Origin of the sequence: Streptomyces sp. NPDC099050, from assembly GCF_044759865.1 — a bacterium.
Lineage (GTDB): Bacteria > Actinomycetota > Actinomycetes > Streptomycetales > Streptomycetaceae > Streptomyces.
Window position 1 is genome coordinate 67,199 of the sequence record NZ_JBIWAE010000005.1, and the last position, 25,457, is coordinate 92,655.

Sequence of the window (25,457 nt, forward strand, 5' to 3'; positions counted from 1 at the left end):
AAGGAGGGCGGCGCCCGGGAAGTTCCGGGGGCCGCCCTCCTTCTCTGCGCGCCCGCCCCGCTACCGCAGCAGGACGCAGCTGGGGCTGGGCACGGCGAGCGGCGGCGCGGCCGGGGTGAGCCGGCCGGTGGCCGGGTCCAGGCGGAAGGCGCTGACCGACTGCCCGGCCTGGTTTGCCGTGTACACGTAGCGGTCGGAGGCGTCGAGGGCCACGTCCCGCGGCCAGCAGGTGCCCGGCGCCTTGGCGCTGACGGGCTGGGATTCGATGAGCGCGAGGCTCCGGCCCGCGTTACCCACCCGGAAGGACTCGACGGTGTCGAGCCCCCGGTCGGCCGTGATCAGGAGCCCGCCGTCGCGCGTGAGGTGCACGGCGGAGGGGGCGTTGCGGGGGTCGATGCCGGGCGGCGCGACGGACGCGTGGGAGACCGGGCGGAGCTCTCCGGTGCCGGCGTCGTAGGACAGCACGGTGACGGTGTGCCCGAGTTCGTTGGTCACGTAGGCCAGGTCTCCCCGCGGGTGGAAGACCAGGTGCCGCGGGCCGATGCCACTGCCGAGCCGGACCCTGCCGGCCGGGCGCAGCCCGCCGGTGGCGGAGTCGAAGTCGTAGACGTGGACGTGGTCGTCGCCCTTGTCGGGAACCAGCACCCGGCGGCCCGCGGGATCGAAGGCGATCATGTGCGGATGCGGGCCGCGCTGCTCCTCGGGGTGCGGGCCGCGGCCGTCGTGGCGTACGACGGTCACGGCCTCGCCCAGCGATCCGTCGGCCGCGACGGGCAGGACGGCGATGTGCCCCGAGTCGTAGTTGGCCGTGAGCAGGAAGCGGCCTTCGGGATGGACCGCGAGGTGCACCGGCGCCGCGCCCGCGCTGGAGCGCGGGCTCCCGAGCAGGTGGAGCCGGTCCCCGTCGATCCGGTAGGCGTGGACGGCTCCGGTGGCTCCGTCCGGGAGCTGGCTGACGGCGTAGAGGCGGGCCCCGTCGGGCGAGAGCGTGAGGAACGAGGGGTTCTCGATGCCCCGCTGCCACCTCCTTACGTCGAGCCGGCCGTCGGCGCCGACGGCGGCGATCCCGATGCCGGGAAGGCCCGGCAGTCCGTACTCGCCGATCGTGAAGCCGCCGATGTAGGCGTGGCGGGCATCCGGGCGGGGTGCTTCGCCCGCGGCGGTGGACATGCCGGTCCAACCGATCCCCGCGAGGGCACCCGCCCCGGCGAGCGCGAGGAATCCGCGACGGTCGTACGAGGAAGGGGCCGGAGCCCGTTCACCAAGTCTGCTGGGGCGGTTCACCGTTCGGCTCCGAAGATCAGCCCGGGTGCGAGGAGGACGGCGAGCCCTCCGCCGGCCAAGGCCAGCAGGACCTGCCACCCGGTGCGCAGGTTCCTGATCCGGGCCCGGCGGCGGGTCAGGGCGAGCACCGCGACCGACGCCGCCCAGGCGGGAAGTGCGATGCGCAGGCTGACCTCGCCGGTGAACAGGAGTCCGGCGCGGCCCGTGATGCATTCGGCCGCCGAGCACCCGTCGGGCGGGGCCGACGAGGACCACAGGACCCCGAGCCCCAGGAAGACCAGCGGGGCCACGGCGGCGAGTCCGGTGGTCCACACGTAGGGCGCCAGTCCGGTGCGCCGGCGGGCACGCCGCCGGGTGATGGCGAAGGCGGCCAGGGCGGGTACCCACCCGGTCAGCACGCCGAAGAGCCCCGCGTGCGCGGCCTCCGAGAGCGCGGCCCAGGCGCCGTCCGCCCCCCAGCCGCCCCGCAGCAGTGCGAGGAGGCCGGTGGCGGCGGCGAGTCCGGCCGCGGTGTGCGCCCAGGTCCGTGCGAAGGAGGGGGCGCCGGCCCAGCCGACGAAGACGCCGGCCAGTGAGACCAGGAGCACGGGCGGACCCGCGGTCACCCCCCAGGGCAGCGGAAACCCGGGCAGGCCGTCGCCCAGGGGCGCCGACCAGCCCCCCCAGTCTCCGAACAGGGCCGCCAGGACGGCGGTGACACAGGCGGCGACGGCGCCGGCGTGCTGCACGCGGTCGGTGCCGGCCCGGTCGGCCTCCGCCCGGGCCCGCAGCATCCGGTCGGCCTCCGCCTCATCGGCCTCCGCCCGGGCCCGCAGCATCCGGTCGGCCTCCGCCTCATCGGCCTCCGCCAGGACACGCTCCCCCCGGCCGGCCTGACCCCGGACATGCTCCCCCCGGCCGGCCTGACCCCGGACACGCTCCCCCCGGCCGGCCCCACCCCCGGCCTCGCCGCCCCCTCTCAGGACGAGCGCCACGCCCCGGGCCCGGAACGGGGGAGGTCCGGAGACGGAGCGCGGCGCTGCCTGCGGGATCGCCGGGCCGGTGGAAGCCGGCCCGGTCGCGGCCCCGTGGGCAGCCTCGGAGGGAAGTCGGGGGACCGTACCCTCCGAGGCGGTTCGTGGCGTCGGGCCGGGGGCGGCGACGGCTATGTCCGCCTCCGGCTCCCCGGAACCCTTCGCGGTCGCGGGGCGCCCGGATGCGGACGCTCCGGCGGGCCGGGCCGTGGTCATCGCCCGGCCTCGGCGGCATGGACGGGGTCGGCTGCGGGGTCGGCGGCGCGGGCAGCGGCCTGCGGCGCAGGGCCCGTACGCTCCCCGGCCGCGGACTCCCGGAAGCCGTAGCGGGACCACCAGCGGGCCAGCGGCGCCGGTGCCCACCACGCCCACTTGCCCATCAGGGCCATGGTGGCGGGCACGAGCAGGCCCCGGACCACGGTCGCGTCGATGACCACCGCGATGACCAGGCCGACCCCGATCATCTTCATGAACAGGATGGACGAGGTCGTGAACCCGCCGACCACGACGACGAGCAGCAGCGCGGCACTGGTGATGATCTTCGCGGTGCGCTGGAGCCCGATGGCCATCGACTCGACCGGGTCACCACTGGCCTCCCACTCCTCGCGCACGCGGGAGAGCAGGAAGACCTCGTAGTCCATGGCCAGACCGAAGGCGATCGCCACGATGAGCACGGGGAAGTTGGCGTCCACGGCACCGATGGGTTCGAAGCCGAGCAGCCCGGAGAGGTGCCCGTCCTGGAAGATCCACTTGATGGCGCCGAAGGTGGCCAGGAGCGACAGCAGGTTCAGGATCACGGACTTCAGGGGGAGCAGCAGCGAGCCGAAGGCCAGGAAGAGCACCAGGAAGGACACGACGGCCACGAACAGGGCCATCCACGGAAGACGTCCGCCGATCATGTCGACGATGTCCACGCGAGAGGCCGGCATTCCGGTCACCAGCGTCTTCGCGCCCTCCGGCGCCGCGGTGTCCCGGATCCCGTGCACCAGGTCCACGGCCGGGCGGGACATCGGGTCGGGCGCGTACCGCACCGTCACCCGCGCGTCGTTGCCCGCGAAGGCCGTGGGCGTCGCGGACGTCACGCCCGCAATCCCCTCCAGCCGGTCCGCGTACGCCTCCACGGCGCTGCGGTCGGCCGGGCCGTCGAAGCGGACGACCGAGGTCATGGTCCGGCCGGGGTTGGTGTCGAAGTCGGCGGCCAGGGTCTTGCTGACGACCTTCGCGTCCCCGCTCGACGGCAGGACCCACTCGCCCGGCCGGGCCCAGTTGACGCCGAGCAGCGGCGCACCGAGGCCGACCAGGACGGCGACGATCGCCAGCGAGGACAGCAGCGGATTGCGCATGACCGCGTGCGCGGTGCGGTACCAGCGCCCCTGCGTCAGCGGCTTCGCCGCGCCGCGCCGGCCGCCCGGCAGCGGGATCCGCCACTTGTCGATGCGGTGTCCCGTGTAGCGCAGCAGGGCCGGGAGCAGCGTCAGCGAGCCGACGACCGCGAAGGAGACCACGGCGACGGCCGCGTACCCCATGGAGGACAGGAACCGCGACGGGAAGAGGGCCAGGCCCGCGAAGGAGATGGCCACGGCGAGCCCGGAGAAGGCGACCGTGCGCCCGGCCGTGGCCGTCGCACGCCGGACCGCGGTGTCCACGTCCGCACCGGCGTGCAGCTCCTCGCGGAACCGGTTGACCAGGAAGAGGGCGTAGTCGATGGCCAGGCCGAGGCCCAGGATGGTGATGACGTTGATGACGGTGCTGGAGATCTCGGTGAACATCGTCAGCACGCGCAGCACCACGAAGGATCCGAGTGCCACGAAGGTGCCGACGGCGAGGGGCAGCAGCGCGGCGACCGCACTGCGGAAGATCAGCACCAGCAGGACGAGCAGGATCGGGATCGAGAGCATCTCGGCCCGGGCGATGTCCGAGCCGGTCAGGGCATTGACCTGTTCCGTCATGGCGGCCACGCCGCCGAAGCGGGCGGTGACCCCCTCGGCCTCGAACTCCTCCTTGATCTTCGTCAGCGTCTCGACCTGGTGCTGGTCGTTGTCGTCGGCGAACTGCACGGTCGCGTACATGCGGGTGCCGTCCCGCGATACGTAGGCGTCCGCGCCCTGGGCGCCGGGGTCCCAGTAGGAGCTCAGGCGTGCGATGCCCTCGCGCGGGACGTCGTCGAGCGCCGACCGGACGGCGCCGCCGAACTCCTCGGCGCTCCGGCCGGCGACCTTCGACTCGTAGAGGACGATCACGTCGTTGGACTCGCGCCCCAGGGGGCCTTCGAGAACCTTGTCGGCCTCGACCGACTCACTGGCCGGATCGTCGAATCCGGCACCGCCGGTGAACGAGCCGAAGACGCCGGTCCCCCACACGCCTGCGAACAGCGTGAAGACGACCGCCGCGATCACGACCCATTTGCGACGCCGCGCGGTGAATGCTCCGATGGCGGCAAACAATTTTCTCTCCCTGGCTGGTATCGCTTTTGCTGAGGCTTGCTGAATACGTCGACCCCGCGCAGGTTCGATTCACGACTCTTTCAGAGCCGGTAATCACGCGGAATGCACATTCGGATAGTTCGCTATACCTCTTTCGACACATTCCCGGCCGCGGTCCGCGCGGGAAGGGCGAGCCGGGTGGTGCGCCGCTGCGCGAGCGAGGCGACCACTCCCACCACCACCGACAGCCCCAGACCGATGGCGACCGAGTGCACCGGGTCGTCGCTGAGCGCACCGCCGAAATAGCCCACCCCCACGGAGTACGCGGTCCATATCAGCTCCGCCAGCGCGGCCCCGGAGGCGAACCTGCCGAGGGGGTACCCGGCGGCGCCCGCCGAGAGCCCGCCCAGCAACCGCCCGCTCGGCAGGAAGCGCACGCCGACGACGAACGGAATGCCGCGCCGGCGCACCTGCACGGACATCCACTCGAAGAGCTCGCCGCGCCGCCCGCGCGCCACGGCGCCCAGGCGCGCCCGGTCCCCGAGGAGCCGGCCGCAGCGGTGTATCAGCAGGTCACCGAGGAGCGCGCTGCCTGCCACCGACAGCACGACCAGGACGATCGACATCTCTCCGCGCGCCGCGAGCACACCGCTGGTGACCAGCAGCACGTTGTTCGGCAGCAGCGGCGGCAGGGTCGTGAGCGCCAGGATCGCGTACGCCCAGCAGGCCGCGCCCGACAGGTTCCCCGCCAAGCCGGAGGTGACGTCGACCCAGGTCACGAGCGAGTTGATGTCCACGGCCTTCCCTCCATCCGTTCGACCCCGGCCACGAAGGGTCCGGGGCAGCCGGCACTACCTCTTTCGAGACATGTGCCGGGTCATTGGTGAGTGATGACCCCAGGTCGGCGGGTCACTAGCGTCGGTTCGGCAGCGGACGAACGCGCCTCCAGAACTGTAACCTAAGCTATCGATAGATTCACTATCACCTATGACCAGCCTAGGCGGGCGCATGACCGACGTGATGCTGTTCCTCAGGGAGTTCGCCCGGACCCGTCGGGACACGGGAGCCATCGCTCCCAGCAGTCCCTTACTGGCCCGGGCCCTCACCCGCTATGTGATCCCCAGTCCGGGCAAGCCGCGCGCCGTGCTCGAAGTGGGCCCCGGCACGGGCGCCGTGACCCGGCACATCCAGCCGGCACTGGGTCCTCTCGACACCCTCGAACTGATCGAGCCCAACCCGCGGTTCGCCGACCTCCTGCGGCACACCTACCGGGACGACTCGCGCATAGGCCTGCTGCCGGGCCTGGTCCAGGACCACGAACTCGGCTCGTACGACACGATCGTGTGCGGCCTGCCCTTCGCGAACTTCGAGGCCCCGGTCGTGGAGGACATCCTCGGGCAGCTGCTGGGCGCCCTGAACCCGGGCGGCACCCTGTCCTTCTTCGCGTACGCCGGAGTCCCGCCCCTGCGCCGGGCCCTCACCTCGGGCGAGACGCGCGAGCGCACGCTGGGAACCCAGGCGGTACTGGAACGGACCCTGCGGCGCCACCGGTTCCGCACCGAGACGGTGCTGTGGAACGTACCGCCCGCCCACGTGCACCACCTGGCCCTGGTCGCACCCGCGCTCGCCTACAGCGCCTGATCCTCCGCCGGCGCCTGGTCCTCCGCCGGCGCCTGGTCCTCCGCCGGCGCCTGGTCCTCCACCCGGGCGGACACGCGTCGGGACGCGTCCTCCTGAGCGATGCGGCGCAGGGCCGACATGGCCGCGTCGCCGAGGAGGGTGCCGAGGACGACGCCCTCGACCTTGCCGTCCACACTGGGCACCCGGGCGAGGGCGGCCAGCTCGGCGCCGGCCAGGCGACCGGCCACGCAGGCGTACTCGTCGAGCAGGGACAGCAGGTCGCCCCGGCCCAGGTCGCGGTAGGTCACGACGATCTGGACCAGCGCCTTCCAGCCGGGGTTCTCGGGCTTGACCGCCCACCCCTGGCGCCGCACCAGCTCCTCGACGGTGCGTTCGGCACCCGCCCAGTCGCCCTCCGGATTCGGGTCGGCCACGGCGCGGGTGACCGCGGACTGGGCGACGCCGAGCATGCCGTGGACCGTGCGGCGGGGCGAGTCGACCTCGGCGAGCACCTCGCGGACGGCAGCGATCGACAGACCGCCGACCTCCAGCATCGCCCGGATCAGCCTGAGCCGGTGCGCGTGCGCCTCGGAGTAGCTCACCTGGTTGGGGCTCGTCCGCTCGCCGGACGGCAACAGCCCTTCACGGGCGTAGTACTTGACCGTCGCTACCGAAACTCCGGTACTCCGCGCCAGCTCTCCAATACGCATTCGACCAGGATACTGCGTTTCCCCTCCGCGTTTACCCCCCGGCCACAACAACCCGGACGGAGCCCACCGTGTCCGCGAATTGCCCAGCTTTTATCGGTCTTGAATTTGCGCACGATCACGCTTCCATGCCGGACTGCCAGGCTCAATCCGTACCCAAACTCACGTCTTGGAAGCCAAAGAAACCCAGCCGAAGAACCCAGCCGAAGGAATCAGGTATGACCACAGAAGTGGTTCCGGAGCTTCCCCCGGAGCCCGGCGATCTCGCCTACGGGCGCACCGTGGACCGCTCCCTGGTCCACCGGGCCGCCGTCTCCGAGGTCTTCGTCACCGACATCAGGCCCCTGACCGCCATGCGCGTACGCACCGCGGTCCAACTACCCCTGACGCACGGCTACTACAGCGACCACGTGCAGCAGCCGGCCCTCTACGACGCCCTGCTGCTCCTGGAGTCGGGCCGGCAGGCCGCGATCGCCGGAACGCACGCCCACATGGGCCTGTCCCAGGGCACCACGATGATCGTCGACAGCTTCCGCATGGACCTGTACGGCCTCGCGGCGCTGAAGATCGGCTCAAAGCCGGGACGGCTGCGCATCGACACCGAGTACTCCGGCAAGGCGAACCGGCGCGGCCGGGTCCGCAAGGGCATGGTCGTCCAGCGGTACTTCATGGACGACGTCGAGGTCGGCGACCACGAGATGGACGTGCTCTTCCTCAACCCGCACGAGAACGAGGTGCTGCGGCACGCCCAGCGCGGCACCCCGGCGCCCCTGACCTCGGACTACGGCCGCCACGGACCGGGGGACGACGGCAGCGGACAGCAGCAGCCCGGACAGGTCGGCCGGGGCAACCCCCTCAACGTCGTGCTGTCCGGCGCCGAGCACGCGCCGGAGGCGGTCAGGGCCCGGGTGACGCCCCGTTTCGACAACCGCGCGCTCTTCGACCACGTCTACGACCACCTCCCGGCCATGACCCTCGTCGAGGCCGCCCGCCAGCTCGCCCTGCTCACCACCGGCGAACCCCTGGCCACGTACGCCGTCGGCTTCGAGGCCCGGTTCGACCGGTTCGCCGAACTGGACGACACCGTCCTCGCCGAGGCGGCCCGCCCCGGCGGTGGTGCATCCGGCACGGTTCCGGTGCGCTTCGTCCAGGCCGGCGTGCAGATCGCCCACGTCACCGTCACCACCGCATCCGGGAGCCAACTGTGAGTACGCGGCGCCTTGCCGTCTGGACCGACTTCGGCGGTGTTCTGACACCTCCGATCTCCCACACGATGGCCGCCTTCTGCGCGGCGCAGAACCTCGACCAGCAGGTGCTCGGGCAGGCCCTCGGAAAGGTCACCGCCCGCTACGGCACGGTCGACCCGATGGAGCCCATCGACACCCCTCTCATCACCGAGGAGCAGTGGCTCGACGAGATCTCCGCCGTGCTGGCGGCCGATCACGGGATCACCGGCCGCAAGCTGACGACCCTCGCCGACACCTGGTTCGACGGCCGCGAGACCAACCACGCGTGGGTCGCCGAGCTGCGCAAGGCGCGCGAGGGCGGCGCCTTCGTCGGGATGGTCTCGAACATGGTCCCGACCTGGGACGCCCACTGGCGCCGCATGGTCGACGTGGACGAGCTCTTCGAGGACGTCCTCCTCTCCTTCGAGGTCGGCCACCGCAAGCCCTCGCCCGCCATGTTCGCGCTCGCCGCGGAGCGAGCCGGGGTCCCCGCCGCCGACTGCGTCCTGATCGACGATCTCGCGCACAACGTCGCGGGAGCCGAGGCCGCCGGCTGGACGGCGATCCACTTCACCGACACGAGCACGGCGGCGGAGCAGCTGAGCGCCCTGCTGGCGTCCGCGTCCTCGCCCTCATCCGCGCCGTCGGCCGCGTAATCGCCCACGTTGTCGTCAGACCTTCGATAAGGAGCCCCATACCGTGAGCCGTTCCGTGCTCGTCACCGGCGGGAACAGAGGCATCGGCCTCGCCACCGCCCGCGCCTTCGCCGAACAGGGCGACAAGGTCACCGTCACCTACCGCACCGGCGAGCCGCCCGAGGGGCTCTTCGGCGTGCGCTGCGACGTGACGGACCCCGAGTCCGTGCGCCGCGCCGTGGAGGAGGCCCGCATCCAGCACGGGCCGATCCAGGTGCTGGTCTCCAACGCCGGCATCACCCGCGACGAGCTGTTCGTCGGCATGCATGCCGAGGACTTCCGCGCCGTCATCGAGACGAACCTGCTCGCGGCGGTGGCCGTCACCAAGGAGGTCCTGCCGGACATGCTCAAGGCCCGCTGGGGCCGGATCGTCCTCGTCGCGTCGGTGAGCGCCCTGGCCGGCGCCCCGGGCCAGACCAACTACGCCGCTTCCAAGGCCGGCCTGATCGGGTTCGGGCGCTCGCTCGCCCTGGAGGTCGGGCGCCGCAAGGTCACCGTCAACGTGGTGACTCCGGGCCTGATCGAGACCGACATGGTCAAGGACGTCACCGGCCCGCGCCGCGAGCACCTGCTCAGCCAGACCTCCCTGTTCCGCGCGGGCGAGCCCGAAGAGGTGGCCGGCGTCGTGAAGTTCCTCGCGAGCGACGACGCCTCGTACGTGACCTCGGCGGTCATCCCCGTCACCGGCGGCCTCGGCGTCGGCCACTGATCTTCCCCACCCCGCCGCTCCCCACCGCGCCGCTCCCCACCCCGCCGCTCCCCCGCGCGTCACCCCCCACGTGCCGCATCCACCCGTCACATCCATCCGCAGGAAAGGAAACCCATGGCGAACGACAAGGTCCTTGAGATCGCCCACCAGATGGGCCGGATCTTCAACGATCTGGACGCGGAGGCCGCCCACTCGCTGGTCGCCCCCGACTTCGTCGACTACGAGGCCCCGCCCGGCACCCCCGGTGGCCCCGACGGCTACCTCGGCACCGCCCGCTGGATGAACTCCGTGTTCTCGGAGGCCGGCTGGGACCACCTCGACTCCTTCGCCGACGGCGACAGGGCCGTGATCCGGGTGCGGTTCACCGGAATCCACACCGGCAACTTCCTCGGCTTCGAGGGCACCGGCAACAAGGTGGACGTCGAGCACATCCACATCTACCGCGTGGGTGACGACGGCCTCGTCCACGAGCACTGGGCCTGCCGCCAGGACCTGTTCCTGCTGGCCCAGATCGGCGCGGTCGAACTGAAGCTGCCGCCCACGGGCACGCAGGCGTAACCCCTTCCCCCGCTCCCCCACTCAGGTCGCCGAACACCCCACGGGTTCGGCGGCCTGCGTGCATTTCCAGCAACAGCACACGACAGACGTGACAGACACCACAGAGAGGAAGGAAGCCGTGATGAGAGCCGATCGGCCGGCGTGGGCCCTGGTGGCGACCTCGCTGCCCATGTTCATGGTCGCCGTGGACAACCTGGTCGTCACCAACGCCCTCGCCGTGATCGCGGACGACCTGAACACCACCCAGACCGGCCTGCAGTGGGTGGTCAACGGCTACATCCTGCCCTTCGCCGGACTCCTGCTCGCCGGCGCCGCGCTGGGCGACCGGATCGGCCGCCGCCGCGTCTTCGTCTGGGGCATCGGCGTGTTCACCGCGGCCTCGGCCGCCTGCGCGCTCGCCACCTCGGTGGGCGCCCTGATGGCCGCCCGCGTCCTGCAGGGCGCCGGAGCCGCAGCGATCCTGCCGGTCTCCCTGACCCTCGCGGTCGCCGCGGTCGCCCCGGCGAAACGCGCCCTGGCCGTCGGCGTGTGGGGCGGGGTCAACGGCCTGGGCATCGCCATCGGCCCGATGGCGGGCGGGATGGTGACCCAGGGCCTGGACTGGCACTGGATCTTCTGGCTCAACGTGCCGGTGGGCCTGCTCGCCCTGCCGCTCGCACTGTGGGCCGTACGCGAATCGACCGGTGCGGCCCGCCCCCTCGACGTGTGGGGGACCCTGCTCTCCTGCGGCACCGTCGTGGCCGCGGTCTGGTCCATCATCCAGTCCGCCGGAGAGGACGTGTCACCGCTCCGCACGCTCCTCGGCGTCGCGCTGACCGCCGTACTCGGAGCCGCGTTCGCCCACCGCCAGCGCACCGCCGCGCACCCGCTCATCCCGCTCCACCTCTACCGGGTGCGGCCGTTCATGCTGAGCAACATGCTGGCGATGGCCATGTACTTCGGCGTGTTCGGATCCATCTTCTTCCTGGCCCAGTTCCTCCAGGGTCCGATGGGCTACTCACCGCTCGAAGCGGGCCTGCGCACCCTGCCCTGGACCGTGGCCCCGATGGTGGCCGTACCCGTGGCCAGCGCCCTGCTGGACCGGGTGGGCGGCTGGCGGCTCCAGGCGGCCGGCTGTCTGGCCCAGGCCGTCGCGCTGGCCTGGCTGGGGCTGATCGCCCGGCCCGGCGTGTCCTACGGGCCGATGGTCGCCGCCATGGTGCTCGCCGGCGTCGGCATGGGCCTGGTCTTCGCGGCCAACCCCGCGACCGTGATCGGCTCGGTGAAGGAGCACGAGCACAACCTGGCGTCCGGGGTGAACAACACCATCCGCGAGTTCGGCGGCGCCCTCGGTATCGCCGTGCTCACCCTCGTGTACGTACAAGGCGGCCTCCGCAGCGCCGTGCTGACGGGGGCCGCCGTGGTGTTCGCGGGCGCCTTCGCGGGACTGGCTATCGGGCGTACGAAAGCACGGCCCGGGTCCGCGCCAGCACCTTCTGCGACCCCGAGCGCACGGTCAGATCGACCCGAACCGAGCCGTCTTCCCTGACCTCCGCCACCGAGCCGTCGACGGTGATCTCCACACCGTCGGCGGTGTCGGGGACCACGACGGGGCGGGTGAACCGGGTCCCGTACTCCTCGAAGACGGCCCCCTCGCCCACCCACCCGCGCAGGGCCGTCGCGGCGAGGCCCATGCTGAGCATCCCGTGGGCGATGACGCCCGGCAGCCCTACCCGGGCGGCCCCGGAGTCGGACCAGTGGATCGGGTTGTGGTCACCGGACGCCGCCGCGTACCGGACGAGATCGGCCCGGGTCACGCGGAAGGTACGGGTGGGGAACGCGTCTCCTGCGGCGGTCACCGGCCGGCCTCCTTTTGTCCTGAAGCGTTCTGTCCCGCAGTGCTCTGTCCCGCAGTGCTCTGTCCCGCAGTGTTCTCTCCCGCAGCGTGCCGTGAGACGAGCGTGGACGTCGTCGTGCACACCAGCGCGCCGCCGTCCGCCTCCCGGACCAGCCCGCGCAGGGTGAGCACGTCGTTGCCGTCGACGGTGGCGGCGGCGAGCACCTCGATCACGACGACGAGGCGGTCCCCCGACCGGACCGGCCGCACCGCGTCGAACCGCTGGTCGCGGTGGAGGACCCGGGAGAAGTCGAAGCCGAGCCCGGGATCGTCGATCACCTGCCGCTCGGCGTGCATGGACAGCACGATGGGGAACGTGGGCGGCGCCGTCAGGCCGTCGCCTGCCTCGTCGCCCACCGCGCGCGAGAACTCGCGGATGGTCTCGCGGCCGACTTCGTAGGGCTCGCTCGGCAGGTACGTACGCCCCGCGAAGGACGTGTCGAAAGCGGATGGCATGGGGCCTCTCCTCGGAATGTGCAGACAGAAGGACGAACAGCCGGACAGCCGGACAGCCGGACGGACCGGCACAGTGACGGGCAACACCAACGGCCGGACAGCACAGCGGCGCCCGCGTGAGGGTTCGCGGGCGCCGCTGTGAGCCGGCCGGACATCAGCGGGGTGAACTCACCACCAGGGCGGCCGCGTTGCCGTCCCACCCGACGGAGGTGATGAGCGCCGTCACCCGCGTGACGGGCGGCTGCGCCTTCCACAGCGCGAGGAGACCGGCGAGCTGCATCGAGCCGCTCGCGCTGTACGTCTCACCGAGCACGTCGGCGATCCGCAGGGTCGCCTTCGGCGCACCGCCCAGCGCGACCCGCACGCCGCGCCGTTCGACCGCTTCCAGACCGCGCTGGTGCACGGCCCCGAGGGAGACCACGTCGACCTCGCCCGGTTCGACCCCGCTGCGCCGCAGCGCACGCGAGACGGCGAAGGCCAGTCCGTCGGCGTAGTTGCGCGGATCGGCGGTGAACCGCGATTCGCACGCGAGGAGTTCGGCCAGTTCGCCACCAGCCGGCCGGTCGGGCTGGACCGTGAACACCGCGGCGCCCTCGCCGAGCGCGGCGCCCTCCCGCAGCACCCCGGTACGGTGCCAGCCCCAGGCCGCCGGAGCGCTCAGCTCCTCCACGCCACCGACCAGCAGCCGGTCCGCGCGCCCGAGCGTGAGCGCCAGCCGGGCGTGCCGGAAGGCGAGCAGGGAGGCCGTCTGGCCGCCCGCCACCGTGGCGTTGAGGCCGCGCAGTCCGTTGCGGATGGCGATCTGGCCGGTGGTGCTGTTCATCACCGTGTTCGGGAACCGGCCCGGATTGACCAGGTACGGCTTCTCCAGCGTCAGCGTGTCGTAGAGCAGAGTGCTGTGCGTGGACACCGATCCGGTGTTCGTGGCGAGCACCACGCCCGTGCGCGCCCCGTCGACCTCGATTCCCTGGAGCACTTCCTTGCAGGAGACCAGCCCGAAGGAGGTCAGGCGGTCCAGGTACTTCGTGCCCTTGCGACCGAGCTGCTCCTTGGCGTCCAGGCCCCGTACCGCCCGGACCGGACGCGGCGGGTAGTCCGCCGCGTCCTCGCCGACCGGCTCGTCACGGGACTCCTCGGGGGCCTCGCCGCCGAGCAGCCGCTCGGCCAGCGCGTCCAGGCCCAGACCGGCCGCGGAGACGACGCCCGCCGACGCCACGTAGAGCGGTTCGACGACGGTCACCTTCCGCTCCGCGGCAGCGCCGGCGGCCTCGGTCGTGGCGGTCACGAAACCCTCCCCAGGATGGTGACGACGTTGTTCCCGCCGAAGGCGAAGCCGTGGTTCTGCACGATGTTCAGGCGGGCCTCGCGGCCGGTGCCCGGCACGCAGTCCACGCCCTCGCCGAGCTCGGGGTCCGGCTCGGTGACGTTGGCAGTGGGCGGCAGGAAGTCCTGCTCCAGCGCCTTGCAGCAGGCGATCGCGCCGAAGCCGGAGGCCGCGCCCATGGTGTGGCCCAGCATCGACTTGATCGAGCTGATCGGCGGTATGCGGTCGCCGAACACCTCGCGCGCCGCCGCCACTTCGGTGGCGTCGTTGGTGGGGGTGCCCGTTCCGTGCGCGCAGATGTAGTCGATCTGCTCCGGGTCCACCCCCGCCGCCTCGTGCGCGGCCCGGATACCGGAAGCGATGCTGGCCGCGTCGGGGTGCACCATGTGGGAGGCGTCGCAGTTCGCCGCGTACCCGAGGACCTCGGCGTACATGCGGGCACCGCGCCGCCGGGCGTGCTCGTACGTCTCCAGCACCAGCACCGCGCCGCCCTCGCCGGTGACGATGCCCGAGCGGTCCGCGGCGAAGGGCCGCGGAACGTCCTCGGCCATGGCGCCGAGGGCGTAGAATCCGGCGTGCGTCAGCCGGTTGACGGCATCGGCGCCGCCCGCCAGCATCACGTCGGCCTCACCGCTGCGGACCAGGTCGAAGGCGTACCCGAGCGCGTAGTTGGAGGCGGAACAAGCCGTCGGGATCGTCTGGGTGTCGCCGCTGAGCAGCAGCTCGGAGCTGACCGCGTTGGCGATCCGCGCGGCCGGGGTCTGCCCGGCCAGGCCGCCGTCGATCGACTCCAGGCCGCCCTGGATCCACTGCCCGGCCAGCTCCTGGACGACGGCGGACTCCCCGCTGGTCGTCCCCATGATCGCGCCGGCACCGGCGGCTTCCAGCTGGCCCTCGTCGATCCCGGCGTCGGCGAGGGCCAGCCGGGCGGCCGCGGCGGCCAGCAGGCCGCTGCGGCCCCAGCGGGCCGGGTCGAGCCGCTTGAGGTGGTCGGTGGGATCGAAATCGAGGACCTCGCCGGCATTGCGCCGCGGGAAAGCACTCGCATCGAAACTCTCGATCGGCCCGGTACCACTCTCGCCCGCACGGATGGCCGCGGCGAAAACATCGGCACCAATACCGACCGGAGACACCGCGCCGAGCCCAGTGATGACCACCCGACGGTACGTTCCCGCCGCCTTTCCGGCAGTGCGCGCGGGTCCGGTCTCAGTCATTCGGGTTCTCCTTGGCATACCGCTCGACACCGTCCACCAGGAGGCGCAGGTTCACGAGTTCGGTGAGGTCGGTCTTCGGCATGACCACACCCAATTCCTTCTCGATCCTGGCGACGACGGTGATGAGGGAGAGCGAGTCACTGTCGTAGTCGTCGATGAAGTGGCCACCGTCGGTGAGCTCACCGTCTTCCAGCTCGAGCTCTTCGTTCACGATCGAACCGACAGCCGCGTAGTAGTCACTCACGGATGCCGCAGTCTGCTGAGTCATGCGCTTGCCTCTCGTCGCCTTCGAACCGTTCGAACAGGACCGTATGCGGGTATGAATTGACCGAGCAAGTCCCACTCAACCAAAGAGGCAGCGCATTCCCCCAAAGTGACAACGCCGCACCTCGATCACCTTCGCCCGGCATTTGCCTGGGGTTTTATCGATGGTTTATCCGGGGTTTATCGAGGTTTTGTCGATGGTTTATCGAGATTCCAAACCTCCCTGCCAGAATCACCGGGACGGTGATATCGGGACGGCGGAAGAGGTAGAGATGAGCGGTCCGAGTGGTCTGCGCGGTCTGCGAGGTCCGCGTTTGGCTTTGATATTCCCGGGCCAGGATGCGCGGCATCCCGGAATGGGGCGGCCCTGGGCCGACTCCCCGAGCTGGTTCCTGGCGGAGCGCGCGAGCGAGGTCTCCGGGCACGACGTGGCCGGCCTGCTGCTGGATCCCGTCCACGGCGCGGACGGCGCGAACCACCCGCCGCGGACGGACGGCGCCCAGATCGCCACCTTCGTACTGGAGATGGTGATCCTCGCCGATCTGCGGCGGGCCCTGCCGGCAGCCGCCCGCCCCCTCGTCTGCGCCGGCCACGGCCTGGGCGAGTACTCCGCACTCGTCGCCGCCGGGATCATCGGCTTCGACGAGGGCGTACGCCTGGTCGCCGCCCGCGGCAAGGCCATGCAGGAGTCATCCCTCGCGGTCCCCGGCACCATGGCGGCCGTTCAGGGGCTCGCCCCCGAAGCCCTGGAGCGCGCCGCGGAGTCGGTGCGCGAGGCCGGCGGCCGGGTCTGGGTGGCGCACCTCGACTCGGCCCAACAGACCGTCCTGTCGGGCGACCCGGCCTCCGTGGCCCGCTGCCGCACCCTGGCACGGGAGCTGGGGGCCACCGGGATCCTGCCGGTCCCCCTCGGCGGCGCCTTCCACACCCCGCTGATGGCCGGCGCCACGGCGGCCCTCTCCACCGCCCTCGCCGCCACGGAGTTCCACCGCGGATCCGCGCCCGTCGTGGCCAACGCGGACGCGCGGCCGCACCACGGCCCGGACGGCTGGCCGGGCCTGCTGGAGCGCCAGCTGACCGGCCCGGTGCGCTGGGCGGACTCGGTGCGCACGATGGCCGACGACCTGTACTGCGACATGTTCGTGGAGGTCGGCCCCGGCCGCAGCCTCACCGCACTGGCCCGCCAAAGCGCGCCGCGAGTAACCCGCCTGACCATCTCGGAGCCGGGTCAACTGCCCGCCGTCCCGAGGACCCTCGTACGGAGCGCCGCATGAACACGACCACCCACACCCACACCGACGCGGCCGCGACCGCGGCCGCCCGCACCCACTGGGACGCGATCGTCATCGGCTCGGGCATCGGCGGCCTGGTGTGCGCGGCCTACCTCGCGGTCGGCGGCAAGCGGGTCCTGGTCGCCGAGCAGGGATCGGTCGCGGGAGGCAACAGCCACGTGTTCCGCAGACGCCGCGCCTACGAGTTCGACGTCGGCGTGCACTACCTCGGCGACTGCGGCCCCGACGGCATCCTGCCCGCCATCCTGGACGGTCTGGGGCTCCAGGGCAGGGTCCCGTACGAGGAGATGGACCCCGACGGCTTCGACCGCATCGTGGCCGGTGGCACCACCCTCGACATGCCGGCGGACTGGAAGCGGTACCGCGAGCGGCTCCAGGAGGCCTGCCCCGCGGACGCCGCCGGGATCGACACCTTCCTGGACGTCGTGGCGGGGCTCGGCACCGAGCGCCGCGACGCCATCGTCTCCGCCGCGGACCTGCCCATGGCCGAGCTGCAACGCCTCGCCCCGCAGTCGGTGGCCTGGGGCCGGCGGACGCTGACCGAGCTCTTCGACCACTGCGCGCTCTCCACCCGCGCCCGCACCCTGCTCGCCGCCCAGTCGCCCAATTACGGGATGTCGCCGGACGAGGCGACCGTCGCCACGCACGCCACCCTCATCGACCACTACGTCCGCGGCGCCTACTACCCGCAGGGCGGCGGGCAGATGCTCGCCTCGGGGCTGCTCGAAGTGATCCGCGCGCACGGCGGGGCCCTGCGGACCCGCGCCAGGGTGACGCGGATCGCGATCGAGGAGGGCCGGACCCGCGGCGTGGAGTTCGCGGACGGGACCGGTGCCACGGCTCCGGTCGTCGTATCGAACGCCGACTACCGCCGCACCATGCTCGAGCTGGTGGGCGAGGACCGGCTGCCCCGGCGCTTGGCCGCCAAGACCAGGGACGCCCGGATGGCACTGCCCTGGGCCACCGTCTACGTGGCCCTGGACAAGGACATCGAGCGCCACGCCAACGTCTGGTGGTACCGCGGCGAGGACATCGGCCGCTTCTACGAGGACCTCCGCTCCGGCGCCCCGTCCTCCACCACCGACTTCCTCTTCATGTCCTTCGCCTCCGGCAAGGACCACGTCGGCCGCCGCATCTGCCCGCCCGGCCACTCCAACTTCCAGCTGATGACGCTCTGCCCGCCCGGCCTCGAACGCTGGGGCGTCGCCGACGGCCCGGCGGACGGCGGGAGGTACCGCGACAACCCGGTGTACCGCAAGGAGAAGGCACGGCTGACCGAGTCCGTCCTGGACGCCGCGGAGGAGGTCCTCGGCCCGTTCCGCGGCCACATCACCCACGTGGAGACGGCGACCCCGCTCACCCAGGAGCGGTACACGCTCTCCACCGGCGGCACCCCTTTCGGCATGGCGCAGTGGGGCGCCACCGGCGCCCGCCCGGACACGGCCACCCTCATCCAGGGCCTGCACATCGCCGGGGCCAACACCCGCTACGGGAACGGCATCACCGGCTCGGCCGTCAGCGGCATCGCCTGCGCCGGCCAGATCCTGGGCCGGCGCCTCATGCACGAGGTGCACTCGGGATCGGTGCTCGGGGACCCCGCGCTGCTCCCGGACCGCGGCACGGAATGGGACCCCCTGACGGTCTCCCACGAGCTGTCGCCCCGCAGGCCGGCGTGAGGCTGAGCGCGGACGAACGCCGGGAGACCGTGCTCCGGGCGGCGATCGCCGAGTTCGCCACCGGCGGCTACCACGGCACCTCGACGGAGGCGATCGCCCGCCGGGTCGGAGTCTCACAGCCGTACCTGTTCCGGCTGTTCCCGACGAAGCGCGCCCTGTTCCAGGCCGCGGCGGTCCGTTCCTTCGAGCGGACCGCCGCGGTGTACGAGCTGGCCGCCGCGGACCTGCGGGGCACCGAGGCGCTGGACGCCATGGCCCGCGCCCGCGACCGCCTCCTCGCCGAGGGCCCCCTCCCCCTGATGCGGCTCCAGGCCGTCGCCGCGGCGGCGGCCCTGGACGACCGCCCCTTCGCCGCCGTCGTCCGCCGCTCCTGGTGCGACCTGCGGGACCTGGTCCACACCTGCTCCGGCGCCGCCCCGGCCGAGGTCACGGCCTTCTTCGCCCACGAAGCCCTGGCCACCACGAGAGCGGCCATGACCCCGCCGGCGGCCCGCTGACCCGCCCCCTCCGGCCCCTGCCCGGCCGGCCCGAGCGCCCGAGACCCTCGTCACGCCCGCGTCCGCATCCCGGACGCCCGCCGACCGCCCACCGGGCACGACGAAAGAGCCCCCGCTCCGGATTTCTCCGGAGCGGGGGCTCTTCGATCTGTGCGCGAGGGGGGATTTGAACCCCCACGTCCCGAAGGACACTGGCACCTGAAGCCAGCGCGTCTGCCGTTCCGCCACTCGCGCAAAGTGACTACCAGCGGTTCTTCCCTTGCGGGCCGTTCCCCTGGCGACATCGGAACATTAGCACGTCGGAGGGGCTGGATTCACATCGCTTTTCGTGCTCTCCCGACGCCCGCCGACGACCGCCCCTCCCGCACTCGGCCGCCGGTGCGGGACACTGTCCTCGGGGCGCCCCTACGATCGCTTGTGAGGACCAACACTCATGCGCACGTGACCGATGGGGAACCACCCGAATCCGCCACGCGTGGATACGATCAGTAAGCAGTACAGGGCGACAACGACGGAGGAGGTGCCCCATGGGAGTCCTGAAGCGGTTCGAGCAGCGACTCGAAGGTCTGGTGAACGGCACCTTCGCCAAGGTGTTCAAGTCCGAGGTCCAGCCGGTGGAGATCGCGGGCGCCCTCCAGCGCGAGTGCGACAACAACGCCACCATCTGGAACCGCGAGCGGACCGTTGTCCCCAACGACTTCATCGTGGAGCTGAGCACGGGCGACTACGAGCGTCTGAGCCCGTACTCGGGCCAGCTCGGCGACGAGCTCGCGGGCCTCGTCCGCGACTACGCCAAGCAGCAGCGCTACAGCTTCATGGGCCCCATCAAGGTCCAGCTGGAGAAGGCGGACGACCTGGACACCGGGCTCTACCGGGTCCGCAGCCGCACGCTCGCCTCCAGCACCTCCCAGTCCCCCGGCCAGCCCGGTCCGGGCCAGGGGCAGGGCCACCAGGCCCCCCCGGCCCAGCCCGGCGGCTACGGGTACCCCCCGGCCTCCCCGCCGCCCATGCCCGCGGGTCCGCCCCCGGGCGGACCCGGCGCGCGCAGGCCGGCCCCGGCCGGTCCCGGCGGACCGGCTCCCGTACCCACCGGAGGCGCCGTCCGGCGCCACTGGATCGAGATCAACGGCACCCGCCACCAGATCTCGCGCCCTACGCTCGTACTCGGCCGAAGCACCGAGGCCGACGTGCGGATCGACGACCCCGGCGTATCGCGCCGGCACTGTGAGATCCGGACCGGAACGCCCTCGACGATCCAGGATCTCGGGTCCACCAACGGCATCGTGGTGGACGGGCAGCACACCACCCGCGCTACGCTCCGCGACGGTTCACGGATCGTCGTGGGCAGCACCACCATCATTTACCGGCAAGCCGAAGGGTGAAGCGGGGGCAATGTCAGAGCTGACCCTGACGGTCATGCGGTTGGGTTTCCTGGCCGTTCTGTGGCTGTTCGTCATCGTGGCCGTCCAGGTCATTCGCAGTGATCTCTTCGGTACGAGAGTCACGCAGCGCGGTTCCCGCCGCGGCGGGGGCGCTTCCGGCGCCCCGGCCCAGCAGGGCCGCCAGGCCGCGGCTCCACCGCAGCAGCGCCAGCGCCGCGGTGCGCCGACCAAACTCGTCGTCTCCGAGGGCACCCTCACGGGCACCACGGTGGCCCTCGCCGGCCAGACGATCACCTTGGGCCGGGCCCACGACTCGACGATCGTGCTGGACGACGACTACGCCTCCAGCCGGCATGCCAGGATCTACCCCGACCGTGACGGCCAGTGGATCGTCGAGGATCTCGGGTCCACCAACGGCACGTATCTCGACCGGACCCGGCTGACCACCCCGACGCCCATTCCGCCGGGCGCCCCGATCCGCATCGGCAAGACCGTCATCGAGCTGCGGAAGTAGTACGAGAATGAGCGAGCGGAGCGAGCGAGCCGCAGCGGTCCGTCCCACCGGGGACACGGACCCGAGCGCGCTCCAGGCCGGAGGGTGGGCAGTGTGGCTCGAGACCGGTTGTATTCCGAGGCAGCATCGTCGTCGACAGGGCAGGTGCGCATGAGTCTGTCCCTGCGGTTCGCCGCCGGATCGCACAAGGGCATGATCCGGGAGGGCAACGAGGACTCCGGCTACGCCGGCCCCCGTCTCCTCGCGATCGCCGACGGCATGGGCGGCCAGGCCGCCGGTGAAGTCGCGAGCTCCGAGGTGATCTCCGCCCTCGTGCAGCTCGACGACGACGTCCCGGGCTCCGACATGCTCACCGCGCTCAGCACCGCGGTGCAGCGCGCCAACGACCAGCTGCGCGTCATGGTCGAGGAGGACCCCCAGCTGGAGGGCATGGGCACCACGCTCACCGCCCTGCTGTGGACGGGCCAGCGCCTCGGCCTGGTCCACGTCGGCGACTCCCGCGCCTACCTGCTCCGCGACGGCGTCCTCACGCAGATCACCCAGGACCACACCTGGGTTCAGCGCCTCGTCGACGAGGGCCGGATCACCGAAGAGGAAGCCACCACCCACCCGCAGCGCTCCCTGCTGATGAGAGCCCTGGGCAGCGGCGACATCGTCGAGCCCGACCTCTCCATCCGCGAGGTCCGGGTCGGCGACCGCTACCTGATCTGCTCCGACGGACTCTCCGGCGTGGTCTCCCACCAGACCCTGGAAGAGACCCTCGCCGACTACCACGGCCCCCGTGAGACCGTGGCCTCGCTCATCCAGCTCGCGCTGCGCGGCGGCGGCCCCGACAACATCACCTGCATCGTGGCCGACGTCCTCGACACCGACAGCAACGACACCCTGGCCGCGCAGGTCAACGACACCCCGGTCGTCGTCGGCGCGGTCGCCGAGAACCAGCACCACCAGCTCTTCGACGGCGGCAACGCCATGCAGACCCCGGCCGGCCGCGCCTCCGGGCTCGGCCGCCAGAGCCCCCCGCCCGCCGGCTCCTTCGGGCCTCCCGGCAGCGGTGAGGGCCCGGGTTACGGCGGTTACGGCGCCCAGGGACAGGGCGGCGGAGCCGACGCGTACGGCAGCTTCGGCGACACCGACCCGTACGACGGCGACTCCGGGTACGAGGACACGTACGACCACCCGCGCAGGCGCCGCGGCAAGGGCCGCAAGTGGACCACGCGCACGCTCACGCTGCTCGTGGTCCTCGGTGTCATCGGCGGCGGACTGTACGCGGGCTACCGCTGGACCCAGACTCAGTTCTACGTCGGGGCCAAGGACGAGCACGTGGCGCTCTTCCGCGGGATCAGCCAGAAGCTGGGCCCGCTGGAGCTCTCCAAGGTGGAGACCGACCGCCCCGACATCGAACTGAAGTACCTGCCGCCCTTCAAGCGCAAGCAGGTCGCTGACACCATCAGCGAGAGCAGTCTCGACGCCGCCCGCACGAAGATCGACGAACTCGGTACCCAGGCCTCCGCGTGCAAGAAGGACGAGGAACGACGCGCGGCCGAGGCACAGGGCAACCAAACACCCGGCCCCGTCCTGACTGCCGCCGAGCAGCAGGTCGTCAGCCAGTGCGATAAGCAGTAGACATACGCGGGCACAGGGGGCCCGTCACACCATGAGCGTTGTCACCAACACGACCACCATCGGCGCCATCGAGGCGCCGAGCCGGCGGAACACCGAGCTCCTGCTGCTCGCCTTCGCCGTGGTCATCACGATGTTCGCCTACGCCATCACCGGCCTGACGATCGACGACGAACTGCCCCCGGGCATGTTCACCTACGGGCTCGGCCTCGGCGTCCTGGCGGGCATCGCCCACTTCGTCGTCCGGCGCTACGCCAAGTACGCCGACCCGCTGCTGCTGCCGATCGCCACGCTCCTCAACGGGCTCGGCCTCGTCCTGATCTGGCGCCTCGACCAGTCCGAGCGCCTGCAGAGCCTGGCGAAGCGGCAGTTCGGCGCCTTCACCGAGTCCGCGCCCCGGCAGATGCTGTACACGGCCCTCGGCATCGCCCTGTTCGCCGTCGTGCTGCTCTTCCTCAAGGACCACCGCATCCTCCAGCGGTTCACCTACATCTCGATGGCCGCCGCCCTGGTGCTGCTCCTGCTGCCGCTGGTCCCCGGCCTCGGCGCGGACGTCTACGGCGCCAAGATCTGGATCAGCGTCGCCGGTTTCTCCATCCAGCCCGGAGAGTTCGCGAAGATCATCCTCGCGGTGTTCTTCGCCGGCTACCTCATGGTCAAGCGCGACGCCCTGGCCCTGGCCTCCCGCCGGTTCATGGGCCTCTACCTGCCGCGCGGCCGCGACCTCGGGCCGATCCTGGCGATCTGGGCGGTGAGCCTGCTCATCCTGATCTTCGAGAACGACCTCGGCTCCTCGCTGCTGTTCTTCGGCATGTTCGTGATCATGCTGTACGTGGCCACCGAGCGGACCAGCTGGATCGTCATCGGCCTGCTGATGTCGGTCGGCGGCGCCGTCGTGGTCGCCGGCTTCTCCAGCCACGTCGGAGCCCGCGTCAGCGCCTGGTCGGACCCCTTCGGCTGCTGGGCCAAGGGCGGCCTCCAGGCCGGACCCTGCGAGCAGATCGCCCAGTCGATCATGAGCTTCGGCTCCGGCGGGGTCCTCGGCACCGGCTGGGGACAGGGCCACTCCGACCTCATCCTGTTCGCCGCCAACTCCGACTTCATCTTCGCCACCGTCGGCGAGGAGCTCGGGCTCACCGGCGTCATGGCCTTCCTGCTGCTCTACGGACTGATCATCGAGCGAGGCGTGCGCACCGCCCTCGCCGCCCGCGACCCCTTCGGCAAGCTCTTCGCGATCGGCCTCTCGGGCGCCTTCGCGCTCCAGGTGTTCGTGGTCGCCGGCGGAGTCATGGGCCTCATCCCCCTGACCGGCATGACCATGCCCTTCCTCGCGGCCGGCGGCTCGTCCGTGCTCGCGAACTGGATCCTCATCGCCGTCCTCATCCGGATCAGCGACACCGCACGCCGCCCTGCCCCGGCCCCGGCACCGTCCCCCGACTCCGAGATGACCCAGGTGGTCCGCCCGTCATGAACAAGCCCCTGCGCCGCATCTCGATCTTCTGCGGGCTGCTCGTCCTGGCACTGCTCGTGCGGACCAACTGGCTCCAGTACGTCAAGGCCGAGGACCTGAGCACCCGCAAGGAGAACCGCCGGGTCCAGATCGCCCAGTACGCCACCGAGCGCGGCAACATCATCGTCGAGGGCAAGCCGATCACCGGGTCCGTCGTCACCGACGGCAGCGACTACAAGTACAAGCGGACCTACCTCAACGGCCCCCTCTGGGCCCCGGTGACCGGCTACGCCTCGCAGGCCTTCGGTTCCACCCAGCTCGAATCCCTCGAGGACGGCATCCTCACCGGCAACGACGACCGGCTCTTCTTCGACCGCACCATCGGCATGTTCACCGGCGAGAAGAAGCAGGGCGGCAACGTCGTCACGACGCTGAACTCCGCCGCGCAGGAAGCCGCCTTCAAGCAGCTCGGCGACAAGAAGGGCGCCGTCGCCGCGATCGACCCGCGGACCGGCGCGATCCTCGCCCTGGTCAGCACCCCCTCGTACGACCCGTCCAGCTTCGCCGGCCTGTCGCAGTCCGTGGACGGGAAGGCCTGGAACGAGCTGAAGGACAGCGAGGACAAGAAGCTCGTCAACCGCGCCCTGCGCGAGACCTACCCGCCCGGCTCCACCTTCAAGGTGGTCACCGCCGCCGCGGCCCTGGAGCACGGCGTCGTCACGGACATCAACGCGCCGACCGACACCGAGGACCCGTACATCCTCCCGGGCACCAAGACCGAGATGGTCAACCACGCCCCGAACTGCGGCAAGGCCACGCTCAACTACGCCATGCAGGTCTCCTGCAACTCCGTCTTCGCCAACATGGGCAACAAGGTGGGGCGGGACAACATGGTGAAGACCGCCGAGAAGTTCGGCTTCAACAACGGCAAGATCGACACCCCGGTCCGCGCCTACCCCAGCGTCTACGACAAGACGATGGGCAAGGACGGCAACGCGCTCAGCTCGATCGGCCAGTTCAACACCGCGTCCACCCCGCTGCAGATGGCCATGGTCACCGCCGCCATCGCCAACAACGGCAAGCTGATGAAGCCGTACATGGTCAGCCAGCTGGAATCGCCCGGCCTCGACATCGTCGAGAAGCACGAGCCGGAGGAAATGAGCCGGCCCCTCTCCCCCGAGAACGCGGAGAAGGTCCGGGCCATGATGGTCAACGTCGTCGACAACGGCACCGGCCGCAGCGCCAAGATCAACGGCGCGGTCGTCGGCGGCAAGACCGGTACCGCCCAGCACGGCGAGGGCAACAAGAAGCGCCCGTACGCCTGGTTCATCTCCTACGCCCAGAACCCCGACGGCAGCTCGCCCGTCGCCGTCGCCGTGGTCATCGAGGACAGCGGCGCGGACCGCGAGGACATCTCCGGCGCCAGCCTCGCGGCCCCCGTGGCCAAGGCCGTCATGCAGGCCGTGCTCAAGAGCAACAAGCAGTGACGGGTGGGGCGGAGCGCCACGCGCGCGCCGCACGGGGCGCCACAACTGTGATCCGGGACACCGTTCCCGCCCGGATCCGAGCGTAGGGTACCGGTCCGGTATCAGCCTGTGGTCACGAACCGATCACCGGCGATCGGCCGGTAGCCTTTGCGCGAACAGCACACCGC

24 protein-coding genes and 1 tRNA gene are annotated in these 25,457 nt (G+C 71.5%); 14 read left to right on the forward strand and 11 right to left on the reverse strand.

Annotated features, from left to right (window positions below; genetic code table 11):
* Positions 1-60 precede the first annotated feature (60 nt).
* The 4 genes from ACIQV3_RS10460 to ACIQV3_RS10475 all read right to left on the reverse strand — a co-directional run bounded on the left by ACIQV3_RS10460 (position 61) and on the right by ACIQV3_RS10475 (position 5,517).
* Complete coding sequence (locus ACIQV3_RS10460; protein WP_403711762.1) at positions 61-1,284, reverse strand: lactonase family protein; 1,224 nt, start codon at positions 1,282-1,284, stop codon at positions 61-63.
* Positions 1,281-2,102 carry a hypothetical protein gene (locus ACIQV3_RS10465; protein ID WP_403711764.1) on the reverse strand — a complete coding sequence of 274 codons (822 nt, stop codon included), beginning with the start codon at positions 2,100-2,102 and terminating at the stop codon, positions 1,281-1,283. The genes ACIQV3_RS10460 and ACIQV3_RS10465 overlap by 4 nt, the downstream gene beginning before the upstream one ends.
* A 407-nt stretch (positions 2,103-2,509) precedes the next feature.
* Complete coding sequence (locus ACIQV3_RS10470; protein ID WP_403711766.1) at positions 2,510-4,741, reverse strand: MMPL family transporter; 2,232 nt, start codon at positions 4,739-4,741, stop codon at positions 2,510-2,512.
* A 122-nt stretch (positions 4,742-4,863) separates the two neighbouring features.
* Positions 4,864-5,517 carry a DedA family protein gene (locus ACIQV3_RS10475; protein ID WP_403711768.1) on the reverse strand — a complete coding sequence of 218 codons (654 nt, stop codon included), beginning with the start codon at positions 5,515-5,517 and terminating at the stop codon, positions 4,864-4,866.
* A 190-nt stretch (positions 5,518-5,707) separates the two neighbouring features.
* Here ACIQV3_RS10475 and ACIQV3_RS10480 point away from each other — a divergent pair, with 190 nt between their 5' ends.
* Complete coding sequence (locus ACIQV3_RS10480) at positions 5,708-6,361, forward strand: class I SAM-dependent methyltransferase (protein WP_403711770.1); 654 nt, start codon at positions 5,708-5,710, stop codon at positions 6,359-6,361.
* Here the strand turns inward: ACIQV3_RS10480 and ACIQV3_RS10485 are convergent.
* Positions 6,349-7,050, reverse strand: a complete 702-nt coding sequence (locus tag ACIQV3_RS10485; RefSeq protein WP_403711772.1) for a MerR family transcriptional regulator — start codon at positions 7,048-7,050, stop codon at positions 6,349-6,351. The genes ACIQV3_RS10480 and ACIQV3_RS10485 overlap by 13 nt on opposite strands.
* Positions 7,051-7,265: 215 nt before the next feature.
* Between ACIQV3_RS10485 and ACIQV3_RS10490 the strand changes: the two genes are divergently transcribed.
* From ACIQV3_RS10490 to ACIQV3_RS10510, 5 genes are all read left to right on the forward strand, one after another.
* Positions 7,266-8,255, forward strand: coding sequence for an AfsA-related hotdog domain-containing protein (locus ACIQV3_RS10490; protein ID WP_403711774.1), 990 nt, complete (start codon positions 7,266-7,268; stop codon positions 8,253-8,255).
* The gene (locus ACIQV3_RS10495; protein ID WP_403711776.1) at positions 8,252-8,929 is read left to right on the forward strand and encodes an HAD family hydrolase; all 678 of its coding nucleotides are present in this window, start codon (positions 8,252-8,254) and stop codon (positions 8,927-8,929) included. Before ACIQV3_RS10490 ends, ACIQV3_RS10495 begins: the two co-directional genes overlap by 4 nt.
* A gap of 43 nt (positions 8,930-8,972) precedes the next feature.
* Positions 8,973-9,677 carry a 3-oxoacyl-ACP reductase FabG gene (gene fabG / locus ACIQV3_RS10500; RefSeq protein ID WP_403711778.1) on the forward strand — a complete coding sequence of 235 codons (705 nt, stop codon included), beginning with the start codon at positions 8,973-8,975 and terminating at the stop codon, positions 9,675-9,677.
* 114 nt (positions 9,678-9,791) lie between these two features.
* Positions 9,792-10,235 (forward strand): ester cyclase, encoded by a 444-nt coding sequence (locus ACIQV3_RS10505; RefSeq protein ID WP_250738707.1) that lies wholly within the window; start codon positions 9,792-9,794, stop codon positions 10,233-10,235.
* Positions 10,236-10,356: 121 nt separating this feature from the next.
* Positions 10,357-11,763 (forward strand): MFS transporter, encoded by a 1,407-nt coding sequence (locus ACIQV3_RS10510; RefSeq protein WP_403711780.1) that lies wholly within the window; start codon positions 10,357-10,359, stop codon positions 11,761-11,763.
* On the opposite strand, the gene ACIQV3_RS10515 is transcribed toward ACIQV3_RS10510, so the two are convergent.
* From ACIQV3_RS10515 to ACIQV3_RS10535, 5 genes are all read right to left on the reverse strand, one after another.
* A complete protein-coding gene (locus ACIQV3_RS10515; RefSeq protein WP_403711782.1) occupies positions 11,666-12,073 on the reverse strand; it encodes a MaoC/PaaZ C-terminal domain-containing protein in 408 nt (135 codons plus the stop codon). The two genes, ACIQV3_RS10510 and ACIQV3_RS10515, sit on opposite strands and share 98 nt — an antisense overlap.
* Positions 12,070-12,567, reverse strand: a complete 498-nt coding sequence (locus tag ACIQV3_RS10520; RefSeq protein ID WP_403711784.1) for a MaoC family dehydratase N-terminal domain-containing protein — start codon at positions 12,565-12,567, stop codon at positions 12,070-12,072. The genes ACIQV3_RS10515 and ACIQV3_RS10520 overlap by 4 nt, the downstream gene beginning before the upstream one ends.
* 154 nt (positions 12,568-12,721) lie before the next feature.
* On the reverse strand, positions 12,722-13,852 hold the full coding sequence (locus tag ACIQV3_RS10525; RefSeq protein ID WP_403711786.1) for a beta-ketoacyl synthase N-terminal-like domain-containing protein: 1,131 nt from the start codon (positions 13,850-13,852) through the stop codon (positions 12,722-12,724).
* Entirely contained in the window at positions 13,849-15,105 is a 1,257-nt protein-coding gene (locus tag ACIQV3_RS10530; protein ID WP_403711788.1) for a beta-ketoacyl-[acyl-carrier-protein] synthase family protein, read from the reverse strand. The genes ACIQV3_RS10525 and ACIQV3_RS10530 overlap by 4 nt, the downstream gene beginning before the upstream one ends.
* A complete protein-coding gene (locus ACIQV3_RS10535) occupies positions 15,098-15,373 on the reverse strand; it encodes an acyl carrier protein (RefSeq protein ID WP_403711790.1) in 276 nt (91 codons plus the stop codon). Before ACIQV3_RS10535 ends, ACIQV3_RS10530 begins: the two co-directional genes overlap by 8 nt.
* A gap of 268 nt (positions 15,374-15,641) precedes the next feature.
* Here ACIQV3_RS10535 and ACIQV3_RS10540 point away from each other — a divergent pair, with 268 nt between their 5' ends.
* Genes ACIQV3_RS10540 through ACIQV3_RS10550 form a run of 3 tightly spaced genes read left to right on the forward strand, consistent with a single transcriptional unit; the run spans position 15,642 to position 18,834 of the window.
* Positions 15,642-16,643: an ACP S-malonyltransferase gene (locus tag ACIQV3_RS10540; protein ID WP_403711792.1), complete on the forward strand. Its 1,002-nt coding sequence runs from the start codon at positions 15,642-15,644 to the stop codon at positions 16,641-16,643.
* Complete coding sequence (locus ACIQV3_RS10545) at positions 16,640-18,337, forward strand: phytoene desaturase family protein (protein ID WP_403711794.1); 1,698 nt, start codon at positions 16,640-16,642, stop codon at positions 18,335-18,337. The genes ACIQV3_RS10540 and ACIQV3_RS10545 overlap by 4 nt, the downstream gene beginning before the upstream one ends.
* 2 nt (positions 18,338-18,339) lie before the next feature.
* Entirely contained in the window at positions 18,340-18,834 is a 495-nt protein-coding gene (locus ACIQV3_RS10550) for a TetR/AcrR family transcriptional regulator (RefSeq protein ID WP_403712293.1), read from the forward strand.
* Between the two features lie 151 nt (positions 18,835-18,985).
* Here the strand turns inward: ACIQV3_RS10550 and ACIQV3_RS10555 are convergent.
* Positions 18,986-19,068: transfer RNA gene (locus ACIQV3_RS10555), tRNA-Leu, on the reverse strand.
* A gap of 293 nt (positions 19,069-19,361) precedes the next feature.
* Here ACIQV3_RS10555 and ACIQV3_RS10560 point away from each other — a divergent pair.
* The 5 genes from ACIQV3_RS10560 to ACIQV3_RS10580 all read left to right on the forward strand — a co-directional run bounded on the left by ACIQV3_RS10560 (position 19,362) and on the right by ACIQV3_RS10580 (position 25,290).
* On the forward strand, positions 19,362-20,216 hold the full coding sequence (locus ACIQV3_RS10560; RefSeq protein ID WP_403711796.1) for an FhaA domain-containing protein: 855 nt from the start codon (positions 19,362-19,364) through the stop codon (positions 20,214-20,216).
* 10 nt (positions 20,217-20,226) lie between these two features.
* Positions 20,227-20,730: an FHA domain-containing protein gene (locus ACIQV3_RS10565; RefSeq protein WP_327305713.1), complete on the forward strand. Its 504-nt coding sequence runs from the start codon at positions 20,227-20,229 to the stop codon at positions 20,728-20,730.
* A gap of 150 nt (positions 20,731-20,880) precedes the next feature.
* The gene (locus ACIQV3_RS10570; protein ID WP_403711799.1) at positions 20,881-22,356 is read left to right on the forward strand and encodes a PP2C family protein-serine/threonine phosphatase; all 1,476 of its coding nucleotides are present in this window, start codon (positions 20,881-20,883) and stop codon (positions 22,354-22,356) included.
* A 31-nt stretch (positions 22,357-22,387) separates the two neighbouring features.
* Positions 22,388-23,824 (forward strand): FtsW/RodA/SpoVE family cell cycle protein, encoded by a 1,437-nt coding sequence (locus ACIQV3_RS10575; RefSeq protein WP_403711801.1) that lies wholly within the window; start codon positions 22,388-22,390, stop codon positions 23,822-23,824.
* The gene (locus tag ACIQV3_RS10580) at positions 23,821-25,290 is read left to right on the forward strand and encodes a peptidoglycan D,D-transpeptidase FtsI family protein (protein ID WP_403711804.1); all 1,470 of its coding nucleotides are present in this window, start codon (positions 23,821-23,823) and stop codon (positions 25,288-25,290) included. Before ACIQV3_RS10575 ends, ACIQV3_RS10580 begins: the two co-directional genes overlap by 4 nt.
* Positions 25,291-25,457 lie beyond the last annotated feature (167 nt).

Bases quoted from the DNA above. Each gene is read 5' to 3' on its own strand.
- ACIQV3_RS10535 (WP_403711790.1), bottom strand. From the start codon at position 15,373: ATGACTCAGCAGACTGCGGCATCCGTGAGTGACTACTACGCGGCTGTC.
- ACIQV3_RS10520 (WP_403711784.1), bottom strand. From the start codon at position 12,567: ATGCCATCCGCTTTCGACACGTCCTTCGCGGGGCGTACGTACCTGCCG.
- ACIQV3_RS10545 (WP_403711794.1), top strand. From the start codon at position 16,640: ATGAACACGACCACCCACACCCACACCGACGCGGCCGCGACCGCGGCC.
- ACIQV3_RS10565 (WP_327305713.1), top strand. From the start codon at position 20,227: ATGTCAGAGCTGACCCTGACGGTCATGCGGTTGGGTTTCCTGGCCGTT.
- ACIQV3_RS10580 (WP_403711804.1), top strand. From the start codon at position 23,821: ATGAACAAGCCCCTGCGCCGCATCTCGATCTTCTGCGGGCTGCTCGTC.
- ACIQV3_RS10530 (WP_403711788.1), bottom strand. From the start codon at position 15,105: ATGACTGAGACCGGACCCGCGCGCACTGCCGGAAAGGCGGCGGGAACG.
- ACIQV3_RS10560 (WP_403711796.1), top strand. From the start codon at position 19,362: ATGGGAGTCCTGAAGCGGTTCGAGCAGCGACTCGAAGGTCTGGTGAAC.
- ACIQV3_RS10575 (WP_403711801.1), top strand. From the start codon at position 22,388: ATGAGCGTTGTCACCAACACGACCACCATCGGCGCCATCGAGGCGCCG.
- ACIQV3_RS10570 (WP_403711799.1), top strand. From the start codon at position 20,881: ATGAGTCTGTCCCTGCGGTTCGCCGCCGGATCGCACAAGGGCATGATC.
- ACIQV3_RS10465 (WP_403711764.1), bottom strand. From the start codon at position 2,102: ATGCTGCGGGCCCGGGCGGAGGCCGATGAGGCGGAGGCCGACCGGATG.
- ACIQV3_RS10490 (WP_403711774.1), top strand. From the start codon at position 7,266: ATGACCACAGAAGTGGTTCCGGAGCTTCCCCCGGAGCCCGGCGATCTC.
- ACIQV3_RS10510 (WP_403711780.1), top strand. From the start codon at position 10,357: ATGAGAGCCGATCGGCCGGCGTGGGCCCTGGTGGCGACCTCGCTGCCC.
- ACIQV3_RS10505 (WP_250738707.1), top strand. From the start codon at position 9,792: ATGGCGAACGACAAGGTCCTTGAGATCGCCCACCAGATGGGCCGGATC.
- ACIQV3_RS10485 (WP_403711772.1), bottom strand. From the start codon at position 7,050: ATGCGTATTGGAGAGCTGGCGCGGAGTACCGGAGTTTCGGTAGCGACG.
- ACIQV3_RS10540 (WP_403711792.1), top strand. From the start codon at position 15,642: ATGAGCGGTCCGAGTGGTCTGCGCGGTCTGCGAGGTCCGCGTTTGGCT.
- ACIQV3_RS10480 (WP_403711770.1), top strand. From the start codon at position 5,708: ATGACCAGCCTAGGCGGGCGCATGACCGACGTGATGCTGTTCCTCAGG.